The organism is Thiobacillus sp., from assembly GCF_018780105.1.
Lineage (GTDB): Bacteria > Pseudomonadota > Gammaproteobacteria > Burkholderiales > Thiobacillaceae > Thiobacillus.
The window spans coordinates 1-22444 of sequence record NZ_JADMKC010000042.1 but is presented as its reverse complement, the minus strand read 5'-3'; the positions used below and the strand labels follow the sequence as shown (position 1 = coordinate 22444).

Here is a 22444-nt window from a genome sequence, read left to right as displayed (position 1 = left end):
CCTTCTTGATGGTGGCGACCAGATCGGTCAGCCCTTCCAGCGCGTAGTACTCGCACTGCATCGGAATCAGCACCGACTCGGCCGCCGCGAACGCGTTGACGGTCAGCAGGTTCAGCGTCGGCGGGCAGTCTAGCAGGATGAAATCGTATTCGTCGGCCACCCGCTCCAGCGCAGACTTCAGGCGCATGTCGCGCTGCTCCAGATTGACCAGATCGATTTCCGCGCCCGCCAGCTCGCGGTTGGCCGGAATCACATCGAAATGACCGGGATTGGAACGCACCCGCGCGTCGGCCACGCTCACCTGATTGAGCAGGATCTGGTACACCGTCGGCAGCGCGCTGCGCTTTTCGATGCCCGCCCCCATGGTCGCGTTGCCCTGCGGATCGAGGTCGGCCAGCAACACCCGCTGCCCGAGTTCGGCGAGCGACGCGGCAAGATTCACCGCTGTCGTCGTCTTGCCGACGCCGCCCTTTTGGTTGGCAATGGCCAGGATACGACTCATACGACAGGCTCCAGAACGATCAAATGGCGGCTCGCATCCAGCCCCGGGACCTGCAGCGCGTGGTTAGCGCTCACTTTCACCCAGTCCGGCAAGGATGCGATCTCTTCGTGCGGCATCAAGCCCTTCATCGCCAGCCACTGGCCGCCGGGTTTGAGCAGATGACGGGTCAGCGTGACGAATTCCCTGAGGTCGGAAAACGCGCGCGAGGTGATGACGTCGAACCCGGATTCGGGCCGGAAATCCTCGACCCGGCTGGTGACCACCTTCAGGTTGGCGAGGCCCAGTTCGGCCTTGGCCTGCAGCAGAAACGCGGTTTTCTTGGCGATACTGTCGATCAGCGTCACCTGCAATTCCGGGCGCGCGATCGCCAGCGGAATGCCGGGCAGGCCGCCGCCACTGCCGACATCGAGCACGGCTTCAGCCTGAAAAAATGGCACCGCCGCCAGCGAATCCAGCAAATGGTGGCTGACCATGCGTTCGGTCTCACGCACCGCAGTCAGGTTGTAAACCCGGTTCCATTTGTCGAGCAAGGCCAGATAGGCCAGCAAGCGCGCCTCCGCGCCTTCCGGCAAAGTCTGGCCGAGCGCCGCAATACCGGCAGCGAGTTGAGCAGGCAGGCTCATGCGCTTTGCTTCGCCAATCCGGGTGGGGAAGGCGCGGGGTCGGGCTTGAACCCACGCTTGGCATAGACCATGAGCACCGAAATCGCTGCCGGGGTGATGCCCTGCAGGCGCGCGGCCTGACCCAGCGTTTCCGGACGGGCTTTTTGCAGGCGCTGGCGCACTTCCATCGACAGGCCGGTCAGCAGGCTGTAATCGATATCGGCCGGGAAGCGCAGAGACTCCTGATCGCGCTGGCGGTCGACTTCGTCGTTCTGGCGGTCGATATAGCCCTGGTACTTGGCGGCGATTTCAACCTGCTCGGCGACGCGGGCATCGTCCACCCCTTCGCCGCCACCGGGCAAGCTCAGCACCTGCGCGTAGCTCAGGGTGGGGCGGCGCAGCAGTTCGAACAGGCTGTATTCGTGCTCAATCGGCTGGCCGATCAGGCGCGTCGCCGTCTCGGCGGGCAGCATCGCCGGATTGACCCAGGTCGCCTTGAGTCGCTCGGTTTCACGTGAAACGGCGTCGCGTTTGCGGCTGAACGCCTCCCAGCGCGCGTCGTCGACCACCCCCAGCGCCCGCCCGATTTCGGTCAGCCGCATGTCGGCGTTGTCCTCGCGCAGCTGCAGGCGGTATTCGGCGCGGCTGGTGAACATGCGGTAGGGTTCCGACACGCCGCGCGTAATCAGGTCGTCTACCAGCACGCCCAGGTAAGCCTCGTGCCGTCCGGGACTCCAGGCGTCTTTTTCCTGCACCTGCAAGGCCGCGTTGATACCTGCAAGCAGCCCCTGCGCCGCCGCCTCTTCATAACCGGTCGTGCCATTGATCTGGCCGGCAAAAAACAGGCTCTTGATCGACTTGGTTTCGAGCGAGGCCTTGAGGTTGCGCGGATCGTAGTAGTCGTACTCGATGGCGTAGCCAGGGCGCAGGATGTGCGCGTTTTCCAGCCCCGGGATCGAACGCACGATGGCGAGCTGCACGTCGAACGGCAGCGAAGTCGAAATGCCGTTGGGATAGATCTCGTGAGTGGTCAGGCCTTCCGGCTCCAGAAAAATCTGGTGCGAGGCCTTGTCGGCAAAACGAGTGATCTTGTCCTCGATCGACGGACAGTAGCGCGGCCCCACGCCTTCGATCACGCCGGTATACATCGGCGAGCGGTCCAGCCCGCCGCGGATGATCGCGTGGGTCTGCTCGGTGGTGTGGGTGATCCAGCACGGCCGCTGCTGGGGGTGCATGCCCGCTTCTCCCATGAAGGAAAACACCGGCGCCGGGTCGTCACCCGGTTGCGTCTGAGTGCGGCCATAGTCGATCGTGCGGCCATCAATGCGCGGTGGCGTGCCGGTTTTCAGCCGACCCACCGGCAGGCTCAGTTCGCGCAGTCGCGCGGCCAGCGACACCGATGGCGGGTCGCCCATGCGCCCGGCCTCGAAGTTTTCCAGCCCCACATGCACCAGCCCAGCGAGAAAAGTGCCGGTTGTCAGCACCACTGCACGCGCACTGAACACGATGCCGAGCTGGGTTTTCACGCCGACGACGCGATCACCTTCGAGCAGCAGGTCGTCGACCGCCTGCTGGAACAGCGTGAGATTGGGTTGGGTTTCTAGACGCTGGCGAATCGCCGCCTTGTACAGCAGCCGGTCGGCCTGCGCGCGGGTGGCGCGCACCGCCGGCCCCTTGGAGGAATTCAGGGTGCGAAACTGGATGCCAGCCTCGTCGGTAGCAATCGCCATGGCGCCGCCCAGCGCATCGACCTCCTTGACCAGATGCCCCTTGCCGATACCGCCAATGGACGGGTTGCACGACATCGCACCGAGGGTTTCGATGTTGTGCGACAGCAGCAGCGTTTTCACGCCCATGCGCGCAGCCGCCAGCGCGGCCTCGGTGCCGGCATGGCCGCCGCCGACCACGATCACATCGAAAGAATCAGGAAATTTCATCGGCGCATTTTACCTGCTGCGCGCGTCTGTTTCACGTGAAACATCCACATGCCAAACTCCACGTGTAACATCCATGCGCCCATCGCCGCCAGCATCAGCTTAGCCTGCCTGCTTTGCTTCCAGCACTTCCCAGCGCGTCAGTGCTTCGAGCAGCTCGTCGTCAATGGCCTCGCTGCGTGCCTGCAATTTGGCCACACCCTTGGCGTCGGTCTGATACAACGCGGGGTCGGCCAGGCGTCCCGCGATGTCCATTTGCTCGGTTTCCAGTTGCTGGATCAGCGCGGGCAAGACTTCGAACTCGCGCGCCTCCTTGAAGCTCAGCTTGCTCTTGGCGGCGGGTTTGGATACAGCCGGCTTGGGTGCCTCGGCCTTGACCGGCTGGGGCTGGGATTGCTGGCTTTTCCAGGCCAGCCAGTCGCCATAACCGCCGACGATTTCGGTCAACTTGCCGTCACCCTCGAACACGATCGACTGCGTCACGACGTTGTCGAGGAAGGTGCGGTCGTGGGAGACGATCAGCACCGTGCCGCTGTATTCCTGCAGCAACTCTTCCAGCAGCTCGAGGGTGTCGATGTCAAGGTCGTTGGTCGGCTCGTCCAGCACCAGCAGGTTGGCCGGGCGGGCAAACAGCCGCGCCAGCAGCAAACGGTTGCGCTCGCCGCCCGACAGGGCGCTGACCTTGGCACGCGAGCGCTCGGCGGGGAATAGGAAGTCTTCCAGATAGCTGATCACGTGCTTGCGCTGACCGCCGATTTCGACGAAATCGGAGCCCGGCGCGATGGTGTCGATCAGGGTGGCCTCGTCGTTCAGCTGGTTGCGGAACTGGTCGAAATACGCGACCTCGAGCTTGGTGCCCTGCTTGATGGTGCCGGAGGTCGGCTGCAGTTCGCCGAGGATCAGGCGGATCAGCGTGGTCTTGCCAGCGCCGTTGGGTCCCAGCAAGCCCAGCTTGTCGCCGCGCAACAGGACGCCGCTGAAGTCGCGTATCAGGGTACGGTCGTCGTAGCCGTAGCTGATGTGATCCATCTCGGCGACGATCTTGCCGGAACGCTCACCCGAGTCCAGCTGGAACCCGACCTGGCCGGCATGACCGATGCGCGCCTCGCGCACCAGCCGCAGCGATTCCAGCCGGCGCACCCGACCCTCGTCGCGGCAGCGCCGCGCCTTCACGCCTTTGCGGATCCAGGCTTCTTCCTGCTTCCAGAACTTGTCGAACTTGCGGTTATGTACCTCTTCGATTTCCAGCTGCTCGGCCTTTTTGAGCTGATATGCGCTGAAATTGCCGGCATATTCGCGTAACTGGCCGCGATCCAGCTCGACGATGCGGTTCGCGACATTGTCCAGGAAGCGCCGGTCGTGGGTGATGAACAGCAGCGCGCCCTTGTATTCGTTGAGCAGGCCTTCCAGCCACTCGATCGCGGCGAAGTCGAGGTGGTTGGTCGGCTCGTCGAGCAGCAGCATTTCGGGCTCGGTGACCAGCGCGCGCGCCAGGGCCACCCGCTTTTTCAGGCCGCCGGACAGGGTCTCGACCGTGCGGTCGGCGTCCAGCCCCAGCCGCTGCATGGTTTCCTCCACCTTGCTGTTCAGACGCCAGGCGTCGTGAACTTCCAGTTCGTGCGACAGCCGCTCAAACTCCGGATAGGCCTCCATGTCACCCTCGGCCACCCGGTGGGCGGCAGCGTGATAGTCGGCCAGCAGGCGCTGCGCGGCGCCCACCCCTTCGGCCACCGCCTCGAACACCGTGTGGCCGGGCTGGAATTGCGGCTCTTGCGGCACATAGGCCAGCTTCAGTGACGGCTTGCGCCAGACATCGCCGGCATCCGGCGCGTTGATGCCGGCAATGACTTTCAACAGGCTCGACTTGCCGGTGCCGTTGCGACCGATCAGGCCGATGCGCTCGCCCGCATCCACCACCAGTGACGCACCATCCAGCAACGGGTGGTGGCCATAGGCCAGTTCGAGTCGGTCAAAAGTGAGCAAGGGCATGAGCGGTGAGCGGTGAGCGGTGAGCGGTGAGCGCAGAATTATCCGCGTTTGAGCGCGGCGTGCACGGCCTCGGCGATCTTTATTGCGCCGGGCGTGTCGCTGTGCAGGCAGATTGTGCCGGCGCTGAGCCGGAGCGGACTGCCGTCCAGGGTGTCGATCGCCAGTCCTTGCGCCAGCGCCGCGGCCTGCGCGGCGGCAAGCAGGGGATCGACGATCAGCGCGGCTGGTGTTTCACGTGAAACCAGACGGCCATCGCGCTGGTAGCGGCGGTCGGCAAACGCCTCGTGCAGCACCACCAGTCCGGCCGTCTGGCCGGCGGCAACCAGCTGCGATCCGGCCAGGCCAACCAGTATCAGCGCCGGGTCCAGCGCCGCCACCGCCTGCGCGATCGCCCGTGCCACCCCGGCATCGCGCGCGGCCACGTTGTATAGCGCACCATGCGGCTTCACATGCGCCAGGTGCAAGCCCAGCCGCGTCGCCTGCTCAGCCAGCATTTCGGTTTGCTGCGTCACCCAGCCTGCGATCTCCCCGGCCGACGCCGCCAGTTCGCGCCGGCCGAATTGCGCGCGGTCGGGATAGCTCGGGTGCGCCCCCACCGCAACGCCATGGTCGGCGGCCAGGCGCAAAGCGGCGGCCATGCTGGCCGCGTCGCCCGTGTGTCCGCCGCTGGCGATCGACACCCGATCCAGATAGGGCATCAGGCTGGCGTCGTCATGGCCTTCCCCGATATCCGCATTCAGTTCGATCATCCCAACTCCTCAATATTCCAGGCCTGCCTGGCGAGTATTTGAGCCGCGTCGCCAGCGATCGTTTCAAACCGCACCACGTCGCCCGGCTTCAGTTGCGCCAGTTGCGGCCAGTCGGCCGCGATCACGGCGGCGACGACCGGATAGCCTCCGGTCACCGGGCCATCCCAGCCCAGAATGATCGGCTGGCCATCCGGCGGGACCTGGACTGCGCCGGGCAGAACGCCTTGCGACGGCAGCACCCACTGGCTGTGTGACACCGGAGCCCCGCGCAAACGCACGCCGCGCCGGTCGGATGCCGCCGCCACCCGATACGTCGCGGTAAAAAATGCCGCCAGTCCGATATCGTCGAACCAGCTTGCCTGCGGCCCGGCAACGACCCGCAGGCAATGCGGCCCCGCCGTATCCGTAGCAAGGCTGGCGGGCGGTTCTGCGCGCAACCACTTCACTTCACCCTGTACCAGACCACAAGGCACGGAATCGCCGTTTTGCAGCGCCCGCCCCTGAAATCCGCCGAAGCCCGCGGGCAAAAAAGTGCTGCGACTGCCCATCACCGGCGGCACCGCCAGCCCGCCCCGCACCGCCAGCCAGCAACGACCGCCGTCCTCAGCCAGCTCCAGCGTCAGGGTTTCGCCGGCGGCCAGCACCAGCGTCTGCTTCCATGCCACCGCCGCGCCGCTGCTGCGGCGGGCCGCAAAGCGCGCGCCGGTGAGCGCCACCACCCCGCCGGTGGGAAAACGCAACGCCGGGCCGGCGAACGCAATCTCGATCCCCGCGGCCGTGGCCGGGTTACCCACCAGCCGATTGGCCGCAGCCAAAGCCGCCGGGTCCGCCGCGCCGCCGGCCGGCACACCGAGCGCCGCATGGCCGGGGCGACCCTGATCCATCACCAGATCGCACAGGCCGGCGCGGACAACTTCAATCATGCTTGAACCCGGATAATCCATCAGGCGGCTCTTCGAGCCTACGCGCGCGCTGGCGGCCGCTTTGCGGTCATTTTTGCCGCTTGCTCGGCGCCCATGGAACAACCATGGGCTTCTCCCAAGCAACAAAACTGCCTCGCAAACCGTCTCGCCATCATCGCGCGTCCTAATGAATTATCCGGGTTGAACGAAGCGCACCCGGTCGCCCGGCTGCAGCAAGGCGGGCGCGTCGCGCTGCGGATCGAACAACACGGCCTCGGTGTGGCCGATCAATTGCCAGCCGCCCGGGCCGCTGGCCGGGTAGATCCCGCAGTAGCCGCCGCCCAGCGCCACGCTCCCGGCGGGCACGCGCACGCGCGGCGAAGCCAGCCGCGGTGCGTGCAGCCGGGACGGCAAACCACGCAAATAGGGGAAGCCGGGCTGAAAACCCAGAAAAGCCACCGTGTATTCCACCGCAGCATGTGCCTCTATATAAGTAGTCAGATCCATCCCCGCCCGCTGCGCCAGCGCCGGCAGGTCCGGGCCCGCCGCGCCGCCATACTCGACGACGATCTCGTGCAGGCGGCTGCCTGCCTGCGGCGCGGGTGCCGAATCGACGGCCAGTGCCTGCCGCAAGCGCGGCGAAACCGTCTCGCCCCGGCGCAGCACCACCAGCACGCAGCCGTCGGCCGGAATGATGTCCTCGATTTCCGGCAGCGTCAGCGCGCGCAACGCGGCATAACGCGCCAGCGTCGCCTCGCCTGTCGCCAGCCGCAAGCCGCGCTCGCTGACCCAGCGCCAGGCTGCGCCGACAGGCGGTTGACCGGCTTCCGGGTTTGTCCTAGGGTGAAGCCCCTTCTCGGAGTGATGTGTCATGCGAACCCTATTCGCGCTGATTCTGGTGGCGGCAAGTGTACTGGCAACGCCCGCGCTTGCGGCCATGAGCGCAGTCAATCCGGCGCTCGCCCAAAGCTCGGCCGCCCGGCCGAAAAAAGTCATGCTGTTGCCGCCGCAGGTATTCGTCTACGAACTCTCGGCCGGCGGCGTGCCCACCCGCATGGCGGACTGGGAAGCCACCGCGCGCGACAATCTCGTCGCCGCCGCCAACCGTCTGGCGCACGAAGCCGGCTTTGAACTGCTGCCCGCTCCTGCACTCGACCCGCAACTGAGCGACCAGCTCGAAGCCCACATGGGCCTGTATGAGCGCGTCGCGCAATCGGTGTTCGTCTACGGACGCGGCGACCAGGACGCCTGGGCGCACAAGCAGAACGAATTCGACTACACCCTCGGCCCCGGCCTCGCCTTTCTGCGCGAGCAGAGCGGCGCCGACGCCGCCCTGATCGTGCTGGGTTCGGACTACATTTCATCCGGCGGGCGGCGCGCCGCCTTCATCGCCGGACTGGCGCTGGGCGTCATCATGCCGCTCGGGCAATCCTTCATCACCGCAGGCATCGTCGACCTCACCACCGGCGACGTGCTGTGGATGAGCTTCGACAGCAGCGCCACCATGGACAGTCGCACCCGCACCGACGTCGACGCCCTGATGCACGACCTCTACGCCACCTGGCCGGCGGCAAAATGAGGCTGAAGCCTGCGCTGACCCTCGCGCTGCTGGCCGCGCTGGCCACCCCGGCGGCCGCCGATCTGGCGCCGTGGACCAACCTGGCCGACACCGAACTGCGCGCACCCGAGGAAACCAGCCTGTGGCGCGAAGCTGATGAATTCGACCAAGCGCTGGCGCGCGCCGGCAAGATCAATGCCGATCCCGTGCTCGCCGCCTATCTGCAGAGCATCATGGACCGGCTCTATCCCGAATTCAGCGGCCGCCTGCGCGTGCACCTGCTCAACGCCCAGCAGATCAACGCCTTCGCCCTGCCCAACGGCAGCGTCTACGTTAACGCCGGCCTGGTCGCCCGTTTCCAGAACGAGGCCCAGCTTGCCACCGTGATGGCGCACGAAGGCGCCCACTTTACCCACCGCCACTCGCTGCAGCAGGCCGAAATGGCCCGCAACGCCAGCGCCTTTGCGCTGGTCGTAGCCATGCTCGGGGTGCCGCTGGTCGGCGATCTCGCCGCGCTGTCGTCGATGTTCGGCTATTCGCGCGAGCACGAACGCGAAGCCGACACCATCGGCTACCAGCGCCTGGTCGACGCCGGCTACGACCCGCGCGAATCGGTGCACACCTTCGAACATCTGCTGGCCGAGATCAAGGCTGAGGACATCGACGAGCCTTTCTTTTTTGCCAGCCACCCGCGCCTGCAGGAACGCATCGACAGCTTCAGCGAATTGTCGAAACACGCAAGCGGTGGCGAAATCGCACGCGAACGCTACCTCGACACCACCGCCGCGCTGCGGCTCGCCTCGCTGGACGCCGACCTCGCCGCCTACCGCTACAAGCAGCTCATCCTCGTGCTGGGCGACCCCGCACGACGCAGCAACTATCCCCCCGAAGCCGCCTACTACCTGGGTGAGGCCTACCGCCAGCGCGGCGAAGCGGGCGACCCCGCGCTCGCCGAAGCCGAATACCGCCGCGCGATGGACGCCGCGCCGGCCTTCGCCCCGCCCTACCGCGCACTGGGCCTGCAGCTCTACAAACGTGGCGACAAGGCCGCCGCCGCGCCCCTGCTGCAACGCTATCTCGAGCTCGCCCCCGACGCCGCCGACCGCGGCCATATCGAGCATTACCTGAAGACACTTGACCGATGACCCTGCACCGCATCCTGCTTTCCGCCCTCCTGCTGGCCAGCCTCGCCGCCTGCACCCCATGGGCGCGGGTCGATTCCGCCAGCCGCGTCGAAACCCGCAGCAGCGACTACACGGTCGAACTGCCGCTCGGCTGGGTCAAAGCCACCGACAGCAGCAACGGCACCTTCATCACGCGCGACGGCCCCGCGCTCAACGCCATCGTCATCTACCGCAAACCGCACGACGCCAAACTGCCGCGCACCAAGCGCACCACGAACGCCGACATGCTGCCGCACGAACTGGCCGAACTCGCCCTCGCCGAGTGGCGCAGCACCAACGCCACCGCCAACCTCGAAGTGATCGCCAACACCCCCGCCACCCTCGGCGGCCAGCCCGCCGTGCGCCTGCACATCCGCTACAGGAACGAGCGCGGCCTGCCGATCGAGCGCCTGATGATTGCCATGGTCGACACCAAAGGCCGGCTGACCCTGCAATACGAAGCACCGGGCATCGTCTATTTCCAGCGCAGCCTGCCCGATTTCGAGGCGATGGCGGCGAGTGTGCGGATGCAGTGACACACTCGTGATGTCGCCGGCGCGAAAATAGCGGCAACAGGCCCTTACCCGCCGACGAACGGCACTTGACACTCATGACTACATAACTAATTATGTTGTCATGAAAACCCATTACATCACCCAAGGCATGCCCCCCGAGTGGTCGGGGGTCGCACTCGTCTTCACCGCGCTCGGCGACGACTGGCGGCAGCGCATCCTGCTGGCCTTCGAGCCGGACGAACGGCTGTCCATCAAGGACATTGCCGACGCGCTGCCACTATCGCGAACCGCGGTGGTGCACCACCTCGGCGTATTGCGCGACGCCGGCATTCTGCTTGCAGAAAAGTCCGGCCGCTCCGTTATGTATCAGCTGGACGAAAGCCGCCTGCAGTGGGCACTCGACGCGCTGCGCACCTATATCCAAACCCTGCATCCGGAACAAAACCTGAATCTGGAAACTGACCATGCGTAAAGCCATCAAGCTGTTGCTGAAAACCCTGTTTAGCCTGCTGTTCCGCGTCCAGCGCCGCGGCAGCCTGCCGCCGCCGCAGCCCGGCCAGCGTCTGCTCATCGTGGCCAACCACGAATCCTTTCTCGACGGCATGCTGCTCGGCCTGTTCCTGCCGCTGGATCCGGTGTTCGTGGTCAACACCGACATCGCCCGGCAGCCGCTGTTCAAGGCTGTGCTGGCACTGGTGGACTATCTGGCGGTCGACCCGACCAATCCACTGGCGATGCGCCGCGTGGTCAAGCTGCTGGAATCGGGGCGGCCGGTGGTCATTTTCCCGGAAGGCCGCATCACCACCACCGGCGGCCTGATGAAGGTCTACGATGGCCCGGCCTTTGCCGCTTCGCGCACCGGCGCCACCGTCGTGCCGGTACGCATCGACGGCGCGTCGCGCACCTATTTCAGTCGGGTGTCGGGTAATTATCCGAAATCGCTGCTGCCGCGCCTGACTCTGTCGATCCAGCCCGCCGTCAGCATCCCGGCGCTGAATGGGCTCACGGCGAAAGCCCGCCGCCAGGAAACCGGCGAGCACATGCGCAGGATCATGCAGCACATGCTGTTTGCCTCGCATCCACGGCAAACCCTGCCGGCCGCTTTCCTCGATGCGGTGGCGATCTACGGCAGCAAGCGCCCCTGCCTCGAAGACATGAAGCCGTCGCGCCTGAGTTATGGCGACACGCTGAAGATGGCGCTGGCGCTGGCGCGCCTGACTGCGCGCTTCACCCAGCCCGGCGAGACGGTCGGCGTGCTGATGCCGAGCGCCGCCTCGACGCTGGGCATGCTGCTCGGTCTGCAGACCGGCGGCCGCGTTCCCGCCATGCTCAATTTCACTGCCGGCGCCGAAGGCATGCAGTCGGCCTGCCACGCGGCCGGCATCCACACGCTTATCACCTCGCGCGCCTTTATCGAGAAAGCCAAGCTCGAACCGGTTCTCGCCGCCTTGAGCGGCATCCAACTGCATTATCTGGAAGACCTGCGCACGCAGACGACGCTGAGCGACAAACTGTGGATCGCGCTGGCCGTGCTGTTTCCGCGCCGCGTGATCCGCGCAAGCGACCCCGAGCAGCCCGCCGTGGTGCTGTTCACCTCCGGCACCGAAGGCAAGCCCAAGGGCGTGGTGCTGTCGCACCGCGCGCTGCTCGCCAACGTCGCGCAGATCCGCGCGGTGATCGACATCACCCCGGCCGACAAGGTGCTGAACGTGCTGCCGCTGTTCCATTCCTTCGGCCTGACCGGCGGCGCATTGTTGCCGCTGCTGTCGGGCGCCGAAGTGGTGCTCTACCCCACGCCGCTGCATTACAAGGTAATCCCCGAACTGGCCTACGACCGCAACTGCACCGTGCTCTACGGCACCAGCACCTTCCTCGGCCAGTACGCCAAAAATGCCCACGGCTACGATTTCCACAAGCTGCGCTACGTCATCGCCGGCGCGGAAAAGCTGGCCGACAGCGTGCGCACGGCCTGGGTCGAAAAATTCGGCATCCGCATTTTCGAAGGTTACGGCGCCACCGAAACCGCGCCGGTGCTGGCGGTCAACACGCCGCTGGCGTATCAGGCCGGCAGCGTCGGCCAGTTGCTGCCGGGCATCGACGCCCAGGTGATCGCGGTGCCCGGCATCGAGCGCGGCGGCATGCTGCATGTGCAGGGGCCCAACCTCATGTCGGGCTACCTGCGCTTCGAGGCGCCGGGCCGGCTGGAGCCGCCGGCGAGCGAGGCCGGCGACGGCTGGTACAACACAGGCGACGTGGTCGAGATCGACCCCGCAGGCTTCGTGCGCATCCTCGGCCGGGTCAAGCGCTTCGCCAAGATCGCCGGCGAAATGGTGTCGCTCGAAGTGGTGGAAAAACTCGCCGTCGCCGCCTCGCCCGCGCACCCGCACGCCGCCACCAGCGTGCCGGATGAAAAGCGCGGCGAAGCCATCATCCTGTTCAGCACCGACCCGGCGCTCAGCCGCGAACACCTGCAGCAAGCCGCGCGCGAACACGGGCTGCCGGAAATCGCCATTCCGCGCGCCATCCGCCTGCTCGATGCCCTGCCCGTGCTGGGCACCGGCAAGACCGACTACCAGATGCTGAAAACGCTGGCGGCCACCGCGTGAAACGGCGCACTTTTCTGCTGAGTCTGGCAGGCGTTGGCGCCGCGGCATGGGCCGGCAGCCGCTGGTGGCCGGACGGCGAATGGCGCAATCCCTGCCTGCCCGGCCTGCCGCAGGCGCTGGCCAATCATCCGCTGGTGCGCGCCGCTTGGGCGGGACTCGACCCGGCCCGGGTGTGGGACATGCACGTGCACGTCGCCGGTACCGGCGACAGCGGCAGCGGCATGCGGGTCAACCCGGCGATGGATAGTCTGGCGCATCCGGTGCTGTATACGCAGAAACGCGTGTTCATGGATGCGGCCTGCGCGTCCGGCGACAGCGGCGTCGATGCCGCCTATCTCGACCGACTGCTGCACCTCGCCACCGCGTTTCCGCCGGGGGTGAAATTCATGCTCTACGCCATGGAGCAGTTTCACGACGACGGCGGCCACGCCCACGACGTCCACACCGGCATCCACGTGCCCAACGCCTACGTACGCACACTGGCGCAGGCCTACCCGGAACGCTTCGAATGGGTCGCCTCGATCCACCCCTATCGCAGCAACGCAGTGGCCCATCTGGAGCAGTGCATCCGCGACGGCGCGCGCGCCGTGAAATGGCTGCCCTCGGCCATGGGCATCCATCCGGCCTCTGCACAATGCGATGCGTTCTACGCCGCACTCAAAAAGCATGACCTGCCGTTGATCGTCCACACCGGCACCGAGCTGTCGGTCAACAGCGAAGGCCACAGCCAGGATCACAACAACCCGCTGCACTTACGGCGACCGCTGGCCGCCAGGGTGCGCGTGGTCGCCGCGCACTGCGCTTCGCTGGGCCAAGACCGCGACTGGGATGCCGGAGACCAGGCCGGAAAGGTGTCCAGCTTTACGCTGTTCACCCGCCTGATGAACGAGCCGATCGGCGTCAAGCTGTATGGCGACCTGTCCGCGATTCCACAATTCCACCGCTACCGCATCCTGCCGACGCTGCTGGAAAACGCCAGCTGGCAGGCGCGTCTGCTCAACGCCTCCGACTACCCGCTGCCCGGCATCCTGCCGATTTATCTGCTCAAGGAACTCGTGCGCGCGGGCCTGCTGAAAGCCGACGAGGCCGAGGTGCTGCATGCGATTCGTCGTCACAATCCGCTGCTATTTGACTTTGTAATGAAGCGCTCACTTACTTGGAATGGCAACAAATTCGCAGCCAGCTGTTTTGAAACACGCGCATTCTTCGACCGGACAACAGGCGTCTCGACATGAACTGGCTATGGCTATGGGTCATCCTCGGCGCCATCGGCGGCGCTTTGCTGCTGCAGCAAAGCGGCGGCCTGCTGCTCGGCGCGATTCTCGGTGGCATGGCCAGCCGCCTGTCGCGCAGCCGGCGCAGCGAGTTGGCGTTTGAAAAACGCCTGCGTGGGCTGGAACAGCGACTGGCCCGACTCGAACACGAGGACGCCGCAGCGGACGCAATCAAACCCGCCGAAGCAGCGAGCGTGGCGCCGGCCGCCGAACCCGCCCCGCCCCTCGCCACCGTCGCAGCCATCCCGCCAGCGGAAGAACCCGCCGCCGCCCTGCCCCGGCCAGCTCACTCGCCCACGCCATCGAAGTCAGCGCCCACTTATGCTGATCCTGCGTGGCCACGCGAGCCCAACCCCTGGATCAGCCGCCTGCTGAGCGGCAACCTGCTAGCCAAGGCAGGCGTCGTGCTGCTGTTTTTCGGCGCCGCGTCCGGCCTCAAGATGGCGGCCGACTACGGCCTGTTCCCGCCCGGCGTACGGCTGCTGCTGGCGGCGCTGGCGGGTGTCGCGCTGATTGCCTTCGGCCACAACCGCGCGCGCCAGAATGTCCTGCAAGCCTTCGGTTTCGCCGTGCAGGGCGGCGGCTTTGCGCTGTTGTACCTGAGTCTGTATTTCGCCTTTGCGCGCTACGGCTACCTCGATGCCACCCTCGCGTTTGCCGGGTTTGCACTGCTCGGCGTGAGCTGCGCGCTGCTGGCGATGCGGCAGAACAGCGAAGCGCTGGCCTGGCTGGGTCTGGCCGGAGCGTTCTTCGCGCCCGCGCTGGCGTCGAGCGGCGGCAACCAGTACCGGATCCTGTTCGGCCATTTCCTGCTGCTCGACCTCTTCATCGTGGCGATCAGCAGCCGCACCGGCTGGCGCAGCCTGAACCTGCTCGGCTTCTTCCTCACCACGCTGTTCGGCCTGGCCTGGGCGCTGGCACGCTATGAAACGGCGTTCCGCGCCGACATCGAAGCCTTCCTGCTGGCGTTTTTTGTGCTGTACACGCTGGCCCCCGCCCTGCTCGCGCATTACCGCCAGCCCGCCAGCCGGAGCTGGCTCGACGGCACCCTGCTGTTCGGCGTGCCCGCCGTGGCGGCGATGGTGCAGGGGTCGCTCGGCTACGAACGCGACTATCTGGCGCTGACCGCGCTGCTGGCCGGGCTGTATTACCTGGGGCTGGCCGCGCTCACCCGCGCCAGCGACAACCCGGTGCTGCCGCGCGCCTTTGTCGCGCTGGCCATTACCTGCCTCACCGTGGCGATCCCGCTGTACTTCGGCGCCCAGGTCACCGCCGTATTCTGGGCGCTCGAGGGCGCGGCCGTGCTGGCGTTCGGCCTGTCGCGCCAGCGGCCGCTGGCGCTGCTCGCGGGCACGGCGATTCAGGGGCTGGCCGCGCTGCGGCTGCTCGACGCGCATGCCTGGCACGACACGGCCACCCCGTTCCTCAACGATTTCTTCCCCGGCGCGCTGGCCCTGGCGCTGGCCGGCGGCTATAGCGCCTGGCGTTTGCAGCGGCACGCGCGCCCGCTGCTGCTGCAGGGCATCGCCCTCGGCTGGGCTGTGCTCTGGTGGCTGCTGGCGGGCTGGAACGAGGCGAGCGCCCTGCTGCCGAGCGGCCAGGAATATGGCGCGGTGCTGCTGTGGATGAGCGCCGGTGCAGTCGCGCTGGAAGCCCTCGCGGCCCGCCTCGACTGGACCCGCGGACGCTACGCCGCCCTCGTCCTGTGGCCGGTCACCCTGCTGGCGCTGCTCGCCGCAACCGGCGACAGCGGCCACCCGCTCGCGCACTGGATGGCGCTCGCCCTGCCGCTCGCTTTCGGCGCCGGCTACTGGATGCTGCATCGCCAGCAATCCGCAGGCCTGAACGACTGGCTGCACGCCCGCCATCTGGCACTGTTCTGGATGCTGATGCTGGCCGCCGTGCTCGAAGCCGGCTGGCAGGCCGAGCGGCTCGCGCCCGCCACCCCGCTGTGGGCGCCGGTCGCCATCCTCGCGGTGCTGTGTCTCGGCCTGCTGGCTTTGCGCCAGTTGCAGCAACACAAAGTCTGGCCGGCGGCCGGGCTCGCGTCGCTGTACGACCGGGTTGCACCCGCGCCGCTGGCCGCCGGGCTGGCGCTCGGCGTGGCGCTGCTCAACCTCAACTTCAGCGGGCGCTGGAGCCTGCCCTATCTACCCTTGCTCAACCCGCTCGACCTTATCAGCCTGGTCGCGCTGGCCTGCCTGTGGCAACGCCTGAACGCGCCTAGCTGGCGACAGTACAGCGGTCACATCGGGCTGGCAGGATGGAGCGCCCTGGGACTGCTGTGGCTGACGGCGCTGTGGGTGCGTATTACCCACCACTACCTCGATGTGGCGTTCAGCGGCGCGGCCTTGCAGCATTCCGCGCTGTTCCAGGCTGGCGTGTCGCTGCTGTGGACGGCCGCAGCCATCGCCGCGATGCTGCTGGGCTCGCGCCGCCAACTACGGCAAACCTGGTTTGCCGGCGTCGGCCTGCTCGGCATCGTCGGCCTCAAGCTGCTGTTCCTCGACCTCGGCCAAGCCAGCCTCGCCACCCGCACCGCCACCCTGCTCGGCATGGGCGGCCTGATCCTGATTGCGGGTTATTTCGCCCCCGCTCCGCCGAAAAACCACGCCGCCTGAACCCAGCCACAATGAACTCCGCCATGAACACCGAACGTAACTTTTTCTCGCTGCACCTTCCGCTCGCCTCCGCCCCCATGTTCGCCCTGCTGGGGGCGCAGTTCGTGTCGGCGCTGGCCGACAATGTGCTGTTCATCCTGGTGCTGGCGCTGATCCGCGAAAGCGGCGGCAACGGCATGATTCCGCTGGTGCAGGAATTTTTCGTGTTCGCCTTCATCCTGCTGGCGCCCTTCGTCGGCCCCTTCGCCGACAGTCAGCCCAAAGGCCGGGTAATGCTGCTGGCCAACGGCATCAAGCTGCTCGGCGCCGCATACATCCTGGCCGGCGGCAACGCGCTGGTCGGCTACGCCATCGTCGGCGCCGGCGCGGCGGCGTACTCGCCCGCCAAATACGGCATCCTCACGCAGTTTTTCGACCCGGCCAAACTGGTCAAGGCCAACGGCTGGCTGGAGGGCTCGACCATTGCCGCCATCCTGCTGGGCGTGGTGCTGGGCGGATTTCTCGCCGACCACGACATAAAGCTGGCCTTGTGGCTGGCGGTCGGGCTGTACGGCCTGGCCTCGCTGCTGAATCTCTTCATCCCCAGACTGCCGCCGGAAAAAGCCTTGCAGCACGGTCGCGCCTGGCATTTCTTGCAAGCATTCTGGAGCGACGTAAAAACCCTGTTCCGGCTTCCCGATGCGCGCTTTTCCCTGCTCGGCACCGGCCTGTTCTGGGCCTGCGGCGCCACCCTGCGCCTGCTGCTGTTCGCCTGGGTGCCGGCCGCGCTGCTCATCGACGACACCCAGACCCCGGCCAACCTGATGGGCGTGGTGTCGATCGGCATCGTCATCGGCGCGGCGCTGGCGGGCATGCTGGTCAAGCTGTCCAACGTCAACCGCGTGCTGTTCGGCGGCGTCCTGCTCGGGCCACTGATCCTGGCGCTGGCGTTTCAGGGCGGGATCGTGTCCACCGCGCTGCTGCTGGGCGCGATCGGCCTGGCCGGCGGCTATTTCGCGATTCCGCTCAATGCGCTGCTGCAGGAAACCGGCCACGAAACCATCGGCGCCGGGCGCGCGCTGGCGGTGCAGAACTTCACCGAAAACGGTTTCATGCTGTTGATGGTGGGCGTCTATTACGCGATCTCGCACTACGCACTGGACGCACAGCAACTGGTTGCCGTGTTCGGCGGCTTCATGCTGCTGGGGATGAGCTGGCTGGCGCTGGGCCGGCTGCGCCTTGCGCGCTGAACGCCCGCCCATGAAAAAGGGCTCCAGATGGAGCCCTTTTCGTCATGCCGGAATCAAGCGAGTCGCTTAGTCCTTGAAGCGCCCGCGCACGCCGCCGCGCGCAGGCGCATTGCCCGGGCCACGGTTGTCGCTGCCATAGCTGCGACCTGCGCCGGGATTTGCGTTGCGCGCAGGACGGTCACCGTACGCCCGTGCCTGGGGGCGCGCCTTGGCTTCGCTCTCGCGCTTCTTCCAGTACTCGACACTGTTGCCGTCGACATCAGGACGCGGTGCGCGCTCGGGCTCGATACGGTTGCCTTCACGCGGCGCAAACGTGCGCGGGGCCTTGTCAAACGAACCCCGTGCGGCATTATCAAAACGATTGCCACGCGGGGGGGCATCCGAACGCGGACGATCACTGCGCGCGCCACGGTCACGGTTGTCCTGGTTGTCGCCACGCGGCGGACGGTCGCCGTAGGCGCGCGGTGCGCCATCGTTACGCGGTGCGCCGTAGCCACCGGCCGAATGGTTGCGCTCGCCGCCGCCGAAGCTGCGTTTCTCGCCAAAGCCGCCCGTGCTGCGGTTGCCGCCATTGCTCGTGCGCGGACGGCCATTGCCCGCCGGACGGCCGCCGCCGCTCTGCGGACGCTGCTGCGGTTCGAGACCCGGCAGGGTGTGCACTTCGATCCTGTTGCCGGTGTAGCGCTCGATGTTCTTCACCAGCCCGCCTTCGCGCATGCCGGCAAAGCTCACCGCGATGCCGGTGCGGCCGGCGCGGCCGGTACGGCCGATGCGGTGCACGTAGTCTTCGGCCTGACGCGGCAGGTCGAAGTTGATCACATGGCTGATGCCGGCAACGTCGATGCCGCGCGCGGCAACGTCGGTCGCGACCAGCACCTTGGTACGGCCTTCACGCAGGCGCTGCAGCGAACGGTTGCGCGCGCTCTGCTGCATGTCGCCGTGCAGCGAATCCGAAGCAAAGCCGCTATCGGCCAGCATGTCGGACAGCTCTTCCGCACTGCGCTTGGTGGCAGCGAACACGATCGCCTGCGTCATGTCGACATCGCGCAGCAGCGCGTCCAGCAGACGCTGTTTGTGGTCCATGTTGTCGGTGTACAGCAGGCGCTGTTCGATTTTGGATTCGGTGTGCGGAACCGCTTCGATCTCGATGCGCTCGGCATTGTGCGTCAGTTCACGCGCCAGATTGCCCACCACGCCGTCGAGCGTGGCCGAGAACAGCAGGGTTTGACGATCGGTCGGGCAGCGCTTGGCGATAGCCTGGATATCGTCGACAAAACCCATGTCCAGCATGCGGTCGGCTTCGTCCAGCACCAGCACTTCAATGCGCGAAAAGTCGATCTTGCCGCGCTCCAGGTGATCGATCAGACGACCCGGCGTCGCCACCACCACATCGACCGGCTGGCTCAGACGTTTGAGCTGCAGGCCATACGGCGCGCCGCCGACCAAACAGGCTGTGCGGAAACGACGCAGGCCGCTGCCGTAAGTGATGGCTGCTTTTTCAACCTGCAGGGCCAGTTCACGGGTCGGGGTCAGCACCAGCACGCGCGGGCCGATGCTTTTGCTGGGCGAGTCGGTCAGCAAACGCTGCAGCGAGGGCAGCAGGAAGGCGGCGGTCTTGCCGCTGCCGGTGTGCGAGGACACCAGCAAATCCCCGCCCTTCATGGCAGCAGGAATCGAAAGCTGCTGCACCGGCGTCGCGGTCGTGTAACCGGCGCCAGAAACAGCGTTAAGAATGATGGGATCAAGACCCAGATCGGAAAATTGCATGACTAACCTTTTAAATGAGCGCACAAAAACGCGCTATCCAGACCCGTCCGAAACCAGACGGGTCAAATATACGAACCGGATATAAAGCGGCGTTTGGATGGCTGAATCCAAAAGGATCAATCCATGAACGCCCACGGGTCGCGTCGATCACATCGGCGCCAACCACAAGACTTGTCACTGCCCGCAAGGCGCGGGCGGCACAATAGAGAGGTCGAAGACGATGGGGCTGTGAGAACAGTCCCGAGGCACGGCGGCTAAAACATCACCTGCCCACTTGCTGTATGCACAACTCAGCGAAGTATATCAGAAAACACTGATTCTGAAGCATCCATCAGACGCCCCGCGACAAAGGGCCGATCCCCCTGTCGCTGAACCCCTGACTTACTGGCTGTTCTTGAGGATGACTTTCTTTTGCTGCTCGTACTGATCCTGCGTGATGATGCCTTTGTCCAGCGCTTCCTTCAGGCTCAGCAACTGCTGCCCGGTGGACTGCTGGGAAACGTTCTTGACGACTGTTTCGTCGCCGCCGCAACCGCTGAGGGTCAGGGCAAGCAGCATCGCGGATGCAGACAGGAGAATGCGGTTCATGGTGTGTCCTTTCAAATAGATAAGGGGAGCCTGAACTCTAGCAGTTTCGGGCTTGCTTTTGGCGCGCCCCAGGCCGGTAGATTGCCCGCTAGCCAGACCACGCTCACTTGCCGATACAGAACTTGCTGAAGATCTCGCCCAGCAAATCGTCCGCCGTAAACTCACCGGTAATGTCTGCCAGCGCCACCTGCGCCAGGCGCAACTCTTCGGCAAACAACTCCAACTGGGCAACCGCTGCCCGTGCTGCCGCCACATGCGTCGCGGCGCGCGACAAGGCATCGAGATGGCGCGCACGCGCCATGAACGCACCCTCGCCCGCCGTCTGCCAGCCTGCCGCCGCCAGCAGTTTTTTACGCAGCAATTCCACTCCGGCACCGGTCTTGGCCGACAGCCATATTTCGTCGCCCACCGCACGCGGCGGCTCATCGCTAGCGTCGATCTTGTTGTGGATGGTCAGCCGCGCCACTGCCGGCAACCGCGCCAGAATCGCGTGCTCGTCCGCCCCCACACCGTGCGCCGCGTCCACCAGCAGCAGCGCCACGTCGGCGTTATCCAGCGCCGCCCAGGTCCGCGCGATGCCGATTTTTTCCACCGCGTCGTCGGTCTCGCGCAGGCCAGCCGTATCAATGACATGCAGCGGCACGCCCTCGATCTGGATCGCCTCCTTCACCGTGTCGCGCGTCGTCCCGGCCACATCGGTCACGATCGCCGCCTCGAACCCGGCCAGCTGGTTCAGCAGACTCGATTTGCCCACGTTGGGCTGGCCAATCAACACCACCGTCAGGCCCTCGCGCAGCAACGCGCCCTGACGCGCCTGCGCACGCACCGCTGCCAGCGCCGCCTCGATCCGATCCAGCCGCCCGAACGCATCGGCCTGCTGCAGAAAATCGATTTCTTCCTCGGGAAAATCCAGCGTCGCTTCCACCAGCATGCGCAGCCGCGTCAGCCCTTCCAGCAATTCGTGCACCCGCGCCGAAAATGCGCCCGACAGCGAACGCACCGCCGAACGCGCCGCCTCGGTCGACGCCGCGTCGATCAGGTCGGCCACCGCCTCGGCCTGCGCCAGATCCAGCTTGCCATTGAGATACGCGCGGCGCGTGAACTCGCCCGGACCGGCCAAACGCGCGCCCAGTTGCAAGCATCGCTGCAGGATCAGATTCAGCACCACCGGCCCGCCGTGACCCTGCAGTTCCAGCACGTTCTCCCCGGTGAACGAATGCGGCGCGGCAAACAGCAGCGCGATGCCCTCGTCGAGCGTCGACCCATCGGCATCGAAAAAAGCCGTGAACGTCGCATGGCGCGGCGCAGGCACGCGACCGAGTATCGCCCGGGCCAGCGGCGCCACGTCCGGCCCCGATACCCGCACCACGCCCACCCCGCCGCGCCCGGGGGCAGTGGCGATGGCGGCGATCAGATCATTTGGCATTGTCATGAACAGATCATGGTTAGGGGATGGCGAAGCGAAAATTGTCTGCCAAAGAAAAAAGGAAGGCCCGATTCTAGCGCCTGTCTGCGGGTGTGACGGTGAACACTCAAGCTCGGGCCCGAAGCGCCGATATAAAGACCCATGTATCTTTAATTGGTGTTTTATATGGCGATCGAACTCTACAACGACGGCAAGCACATCTGCCTGCTCTTCAACGATCTGGTGGACGACGAAAAAAGTGCGGCCGTGCAGGCGAACCAGTTTCTCGTCATTTCGAACGGCGAAGGGACCCTGATCGACCCCGCCGGGAACATGACCTACAACGCGCTTCTGATGGCGATGGGCCGCTACTTTCCCTACAAGAAACTGAAATACATCCTCGCCTCGCATCAGGATCCCGACATTGTGGCCTCGCTCAACAAATGGCTGTTCGGGACGGATGCAACGCTCTATGTATCAAGCCTGTGGGACCGCTTCGTGCCGCATTTCACGACGCAGGACCGCAGCGTGGGACGTATCGTGGGGGTGCCGGACGAGGGGATGGTGCTGCAGCTGAACGCATCGCGCATGCTGATCGTGCCCGCCCACTTTCTGCACTCGGAAGGCAATTTCCACTTCTACGACGAAAAAGCCAAAGTGCTGTTTTCAGGTGACATGGGCGCGTCGCTGGTGCATCACGATCAGGTGAATACGCCGATTACCAGTGTCGAAGCATTCAAGGCGCACATCCCCCGGATGGAAGGCTTTCATCGCCGCTACATGGTGTCAAACAAGGCGTGCCGTCTGTGGGCCAACATGGCGCGCGGCCTGGAGATGGACTATCTGGTGCCGCAGCACGGTTGCTACTTCAAGGGAAAAGTAGCCATCCACGCATTTCTCGACTGGATCGAAAAACTGGAGTGCGGAATCGACCTGTTTACCCAGGACAACTACCGCATTTCAGCTTGAATCTCTGCATAGCAGGTGCGAATTCAACCGGTGGATGCAACGGATTGGTGAAATCGTTCGGCGGGCGTTTC

19 protein-coding genes are annotated in these 22444 nt (G+C 65.7%); 9 read left to right on the top strand and 10 right to left on the bottom strand.

What is annotated here, in order from left to right:
• From IV098_RS14670 to pxpB, 7 genes are all read right to left on the bottom strand, one after another.
• Window positions 1-502, bottom strand: a 502-nt coding sequence (locus IV098_RS14670) for an AAA family ATPase (RefSeq protein ID WP_296890384.1), incomplete at its 3' end; no start/stop codon positions are given.
• Window positions 499-1125 carry a 16S rRNA (guanine(527)-N(7))-methyltransferase RsmG gene (gene rsmG / locus IV098_RS14665; protein WP_296890382.1) on the bottom strand — a complete coding sequence of 209 codons (627 nt, stop codon included), beginning with the start codon at window positions 1123-1125 and terminating at the stop codon, window positions 499-501. The genes rsmG and IV098_RS14670, both read right to left, overlap by 4 nt.
• Window positions 1122-3041 carry a tRNA uridine-5-carboxymethylaminomethyl(34) synthesis enzyme MnmG gene (gene mnmG, locus IV098_RS14660; protein ID WP_296890380.1) on the bottom strand — a complete coding sequence of 640 codons (1920 nt, stop codon included), beginning with the start codon at window positions 3039-3041 and terminating at the stop codon, window positions 1122-1124. Before mnmG ends, rsmG begins: the two co-directional genes overlap by 4 nt.
• A 99-nt stretch (window positions 3042-3140) precedes the next feature.
• On the bottom strand, window positions 3141-5027 hold the full coding sequence (locus IV098_RS14655; RefSeq protein WP_296890378.1) for an ATP-binding cassette domain-containing protein: 1887 nt from the start codon (window positions 5025-5027) through the stop codon (window positions 3141-3143).
• A 38-nt stretch (window positions 5028-5065) separates the two neighbouring features.
• Window positions 5066-5776: a 5-oxoprolinase subunit PxpA gene (gene pxpA, locus IV098_RS14650; RefSeq protein ID WP_296890376.1), complete on the bottom strand. Its 711-nt coding sequence runs from the start codon at window positions 5774-5776 to the stop codon at window positions 5066-5068.
• Entirely contained in the window at window positions 5773-6699 is a 927-nt protein-coding gene (locus IV098_RS14645) for a biotin-dependent carboxyltransferase family protein (protein WP_296890374.1), read from the bottom strand. Before IV098_RS14645 ends, pxpA begins: the two co-directional genes overlap by 4 nt.
• Window positions 6700-6870: 171 nt before the next feature.
• Window positions 6871-7551, bottom strand: coding sequence for a 5-oxoprolinase subunit PxpB (gene pxpB / locus IV098_RS14640; RefSeq protein ID WP_296890372.1), 681 nt, complete (start codon window positions 7549-7551; stop codon window positions 6871-6873).
• Here pxpB and IV098_RS14635 point away from each other — a divergent pair.
• From IV098_RS14635 to lplT, 8 genes are all read left to right on the top strand, one after another.
• Complete coding sequence (locus IV098_RS14635) at window positions 7550-8257, top strand: hypothetical protein (RefSeq protein ID WP_296890370.1); 708 nt, start codon at window positions 7550-7552, stop codon at window positions 8255-8257. The two genes, pxpB and IV098_RS14635, sit on opposite strands and share 2 nt — an antisense overlap.
• Entirely contained in the window at window positions 8254-9381 is a 1128-nt protein-coding gene (locus IV098_RS14630) for a M48 family metallopeptidase (protein WP_296890367.1), read from the top strand. The genes IV098_RS14635 and IV098_RS14630 overlap by 4 nt, the downstream gene beginning before the upstream one ends.
• On the top strand, window positions 9378-9935 hold the full coding sequence (locus tag IV098_RS14625) for a hypothetical protein (RefSeq protein WP_296890365.1): 558 nt from the start codon (window positions 9378-9380) through the stop codon (window positions 9933-9935). Before IV098_RS14630 ends, IV098_RS14625 begins: the two co-directional genes overlap by 4 nt.
• 100 nt (window positions 9936-10035) lie before the next feature.
• Window positions 10036-10386, top strand: a complete 351-nt coding sequence (locus IV098_RS14620; protein ID WP_296890363.1) for a helix-turn-helix transcriptional regulator — start codon at window positions 10036-10038, stop codon at window positions 10384-10386.
• The gene (gene aas, locus IV098_RS14615; RefSeq protein ID WP_296890361.1) at window positions 10379-12520 is read left to right on the top strand and encodes a bifunctional acyl-ACP--phospholipid O-acyltransferase/long-chain-fatty-acid--ACP ligase; all 2142 of its coding nucleotides are present in this window, start codon (window positions 10379-10381) and stop codon (window positions 12518-12520) included. Before IV098_RS14620 ends, aas begins: the two co-directional genes overlap by 8 nt.
• Complete coding sequence (locus IV098_RS14610) at window positions 12517-13755, top strand: amidohydrolase family protein (protein WP_296890359.1); 1239 nt, start codon at window positions 12517-12519, stop codon at window positions 13753-13755. Before aas ends, IV098_RS14610 begins: the two co-directional genes overlap by 4 nt.
• A complete protein-coding gene (locus IV098_RS14605) occupies window positions 13752-16415 on the top strand; it encodes a DUF2339 domain-containing protein (RefSeq protein WP_296890357.1) in 2664 nt (887 codons plus the stop codon). Before IV098_RS14610 ends, IV098_RS14605 begins: the two co-directional genes overlap by 4 nt.
• Before the next feature lie 23 nt (window positions 16416-16438).
• Complete coding sequence (lplT, locus tag IV098_RS14600) at window positions 16439-17644, top strand: lysophospholipid transporter LplT (RefSeq protein ID WP_296890355.1); 1206 nt, start codon at window positions 16439-16441, stop codon at window positions 17642-17644.
• Window positions 17645-17710: 66 nt separating this feature from the next.
• Here lplT and IV098_RS14595 read toward each other — a convergent pair whose 3' ends face one another.
• The 3 genes from IV098_RS14595 to mnmE form a co-directional block, all read right to left on the bottom strand.
• Window positions 17711-19411 (bottom strand): DEAD/DEAH box helicase, encoded by a 1701-nt coding sequence (locus tag IV098_RS14595; RefSeq protein ID WP_296890354.1) that lies wholly within the window; start codon window positions 19409-19411, stop codon window positions 17711-17713.
• 381 nt (window positions 19412-19792) lie between these two features.
• On the bottom strand, window positions 19793-19999 hold the full coding sequence (locus tag IV098_RS14590; protein ID WP_296890352.1) for an SHOCT domain-containing protein: 207 nt from the start codon (window positions 19997-19999) through the stop codon (window positions 19793-19795).
• 103 nt (window positions 20000-20102) lie between these two features.
• Complete coding sequence (mnmE, locus tag IV098_RS14585) at window positions 20103-21431, bottom strand: tRNA uridine-5-carboxymethylaminomethyl(34) synthesis GTPase MnmE (protein WP_296890349.1); 1329 nt, start codon at window positions 21429-21431, stop codon at window positions 20103-20105.
• Between the two features lie 159 nt (window positions 21432-21590).
• On the opposite strand from mnmE, the gene IV098_RS14580 reads away from it, so the two are divergent.
• Window positions 21591-22373 carry an MBL fold metallo-hydrolase gene (locus IV098_RS14580; protein ID WP_296890347.1) on the top strand — a complete coding sequence of 261 codons (783 nt, stop codon included), beginning with the start codon at window positions 21591-21593 and terminating at the stop codon, window positions 22371-22373.
• Window positions 22374-22444 lie beyond the last annotated feature (71 nt).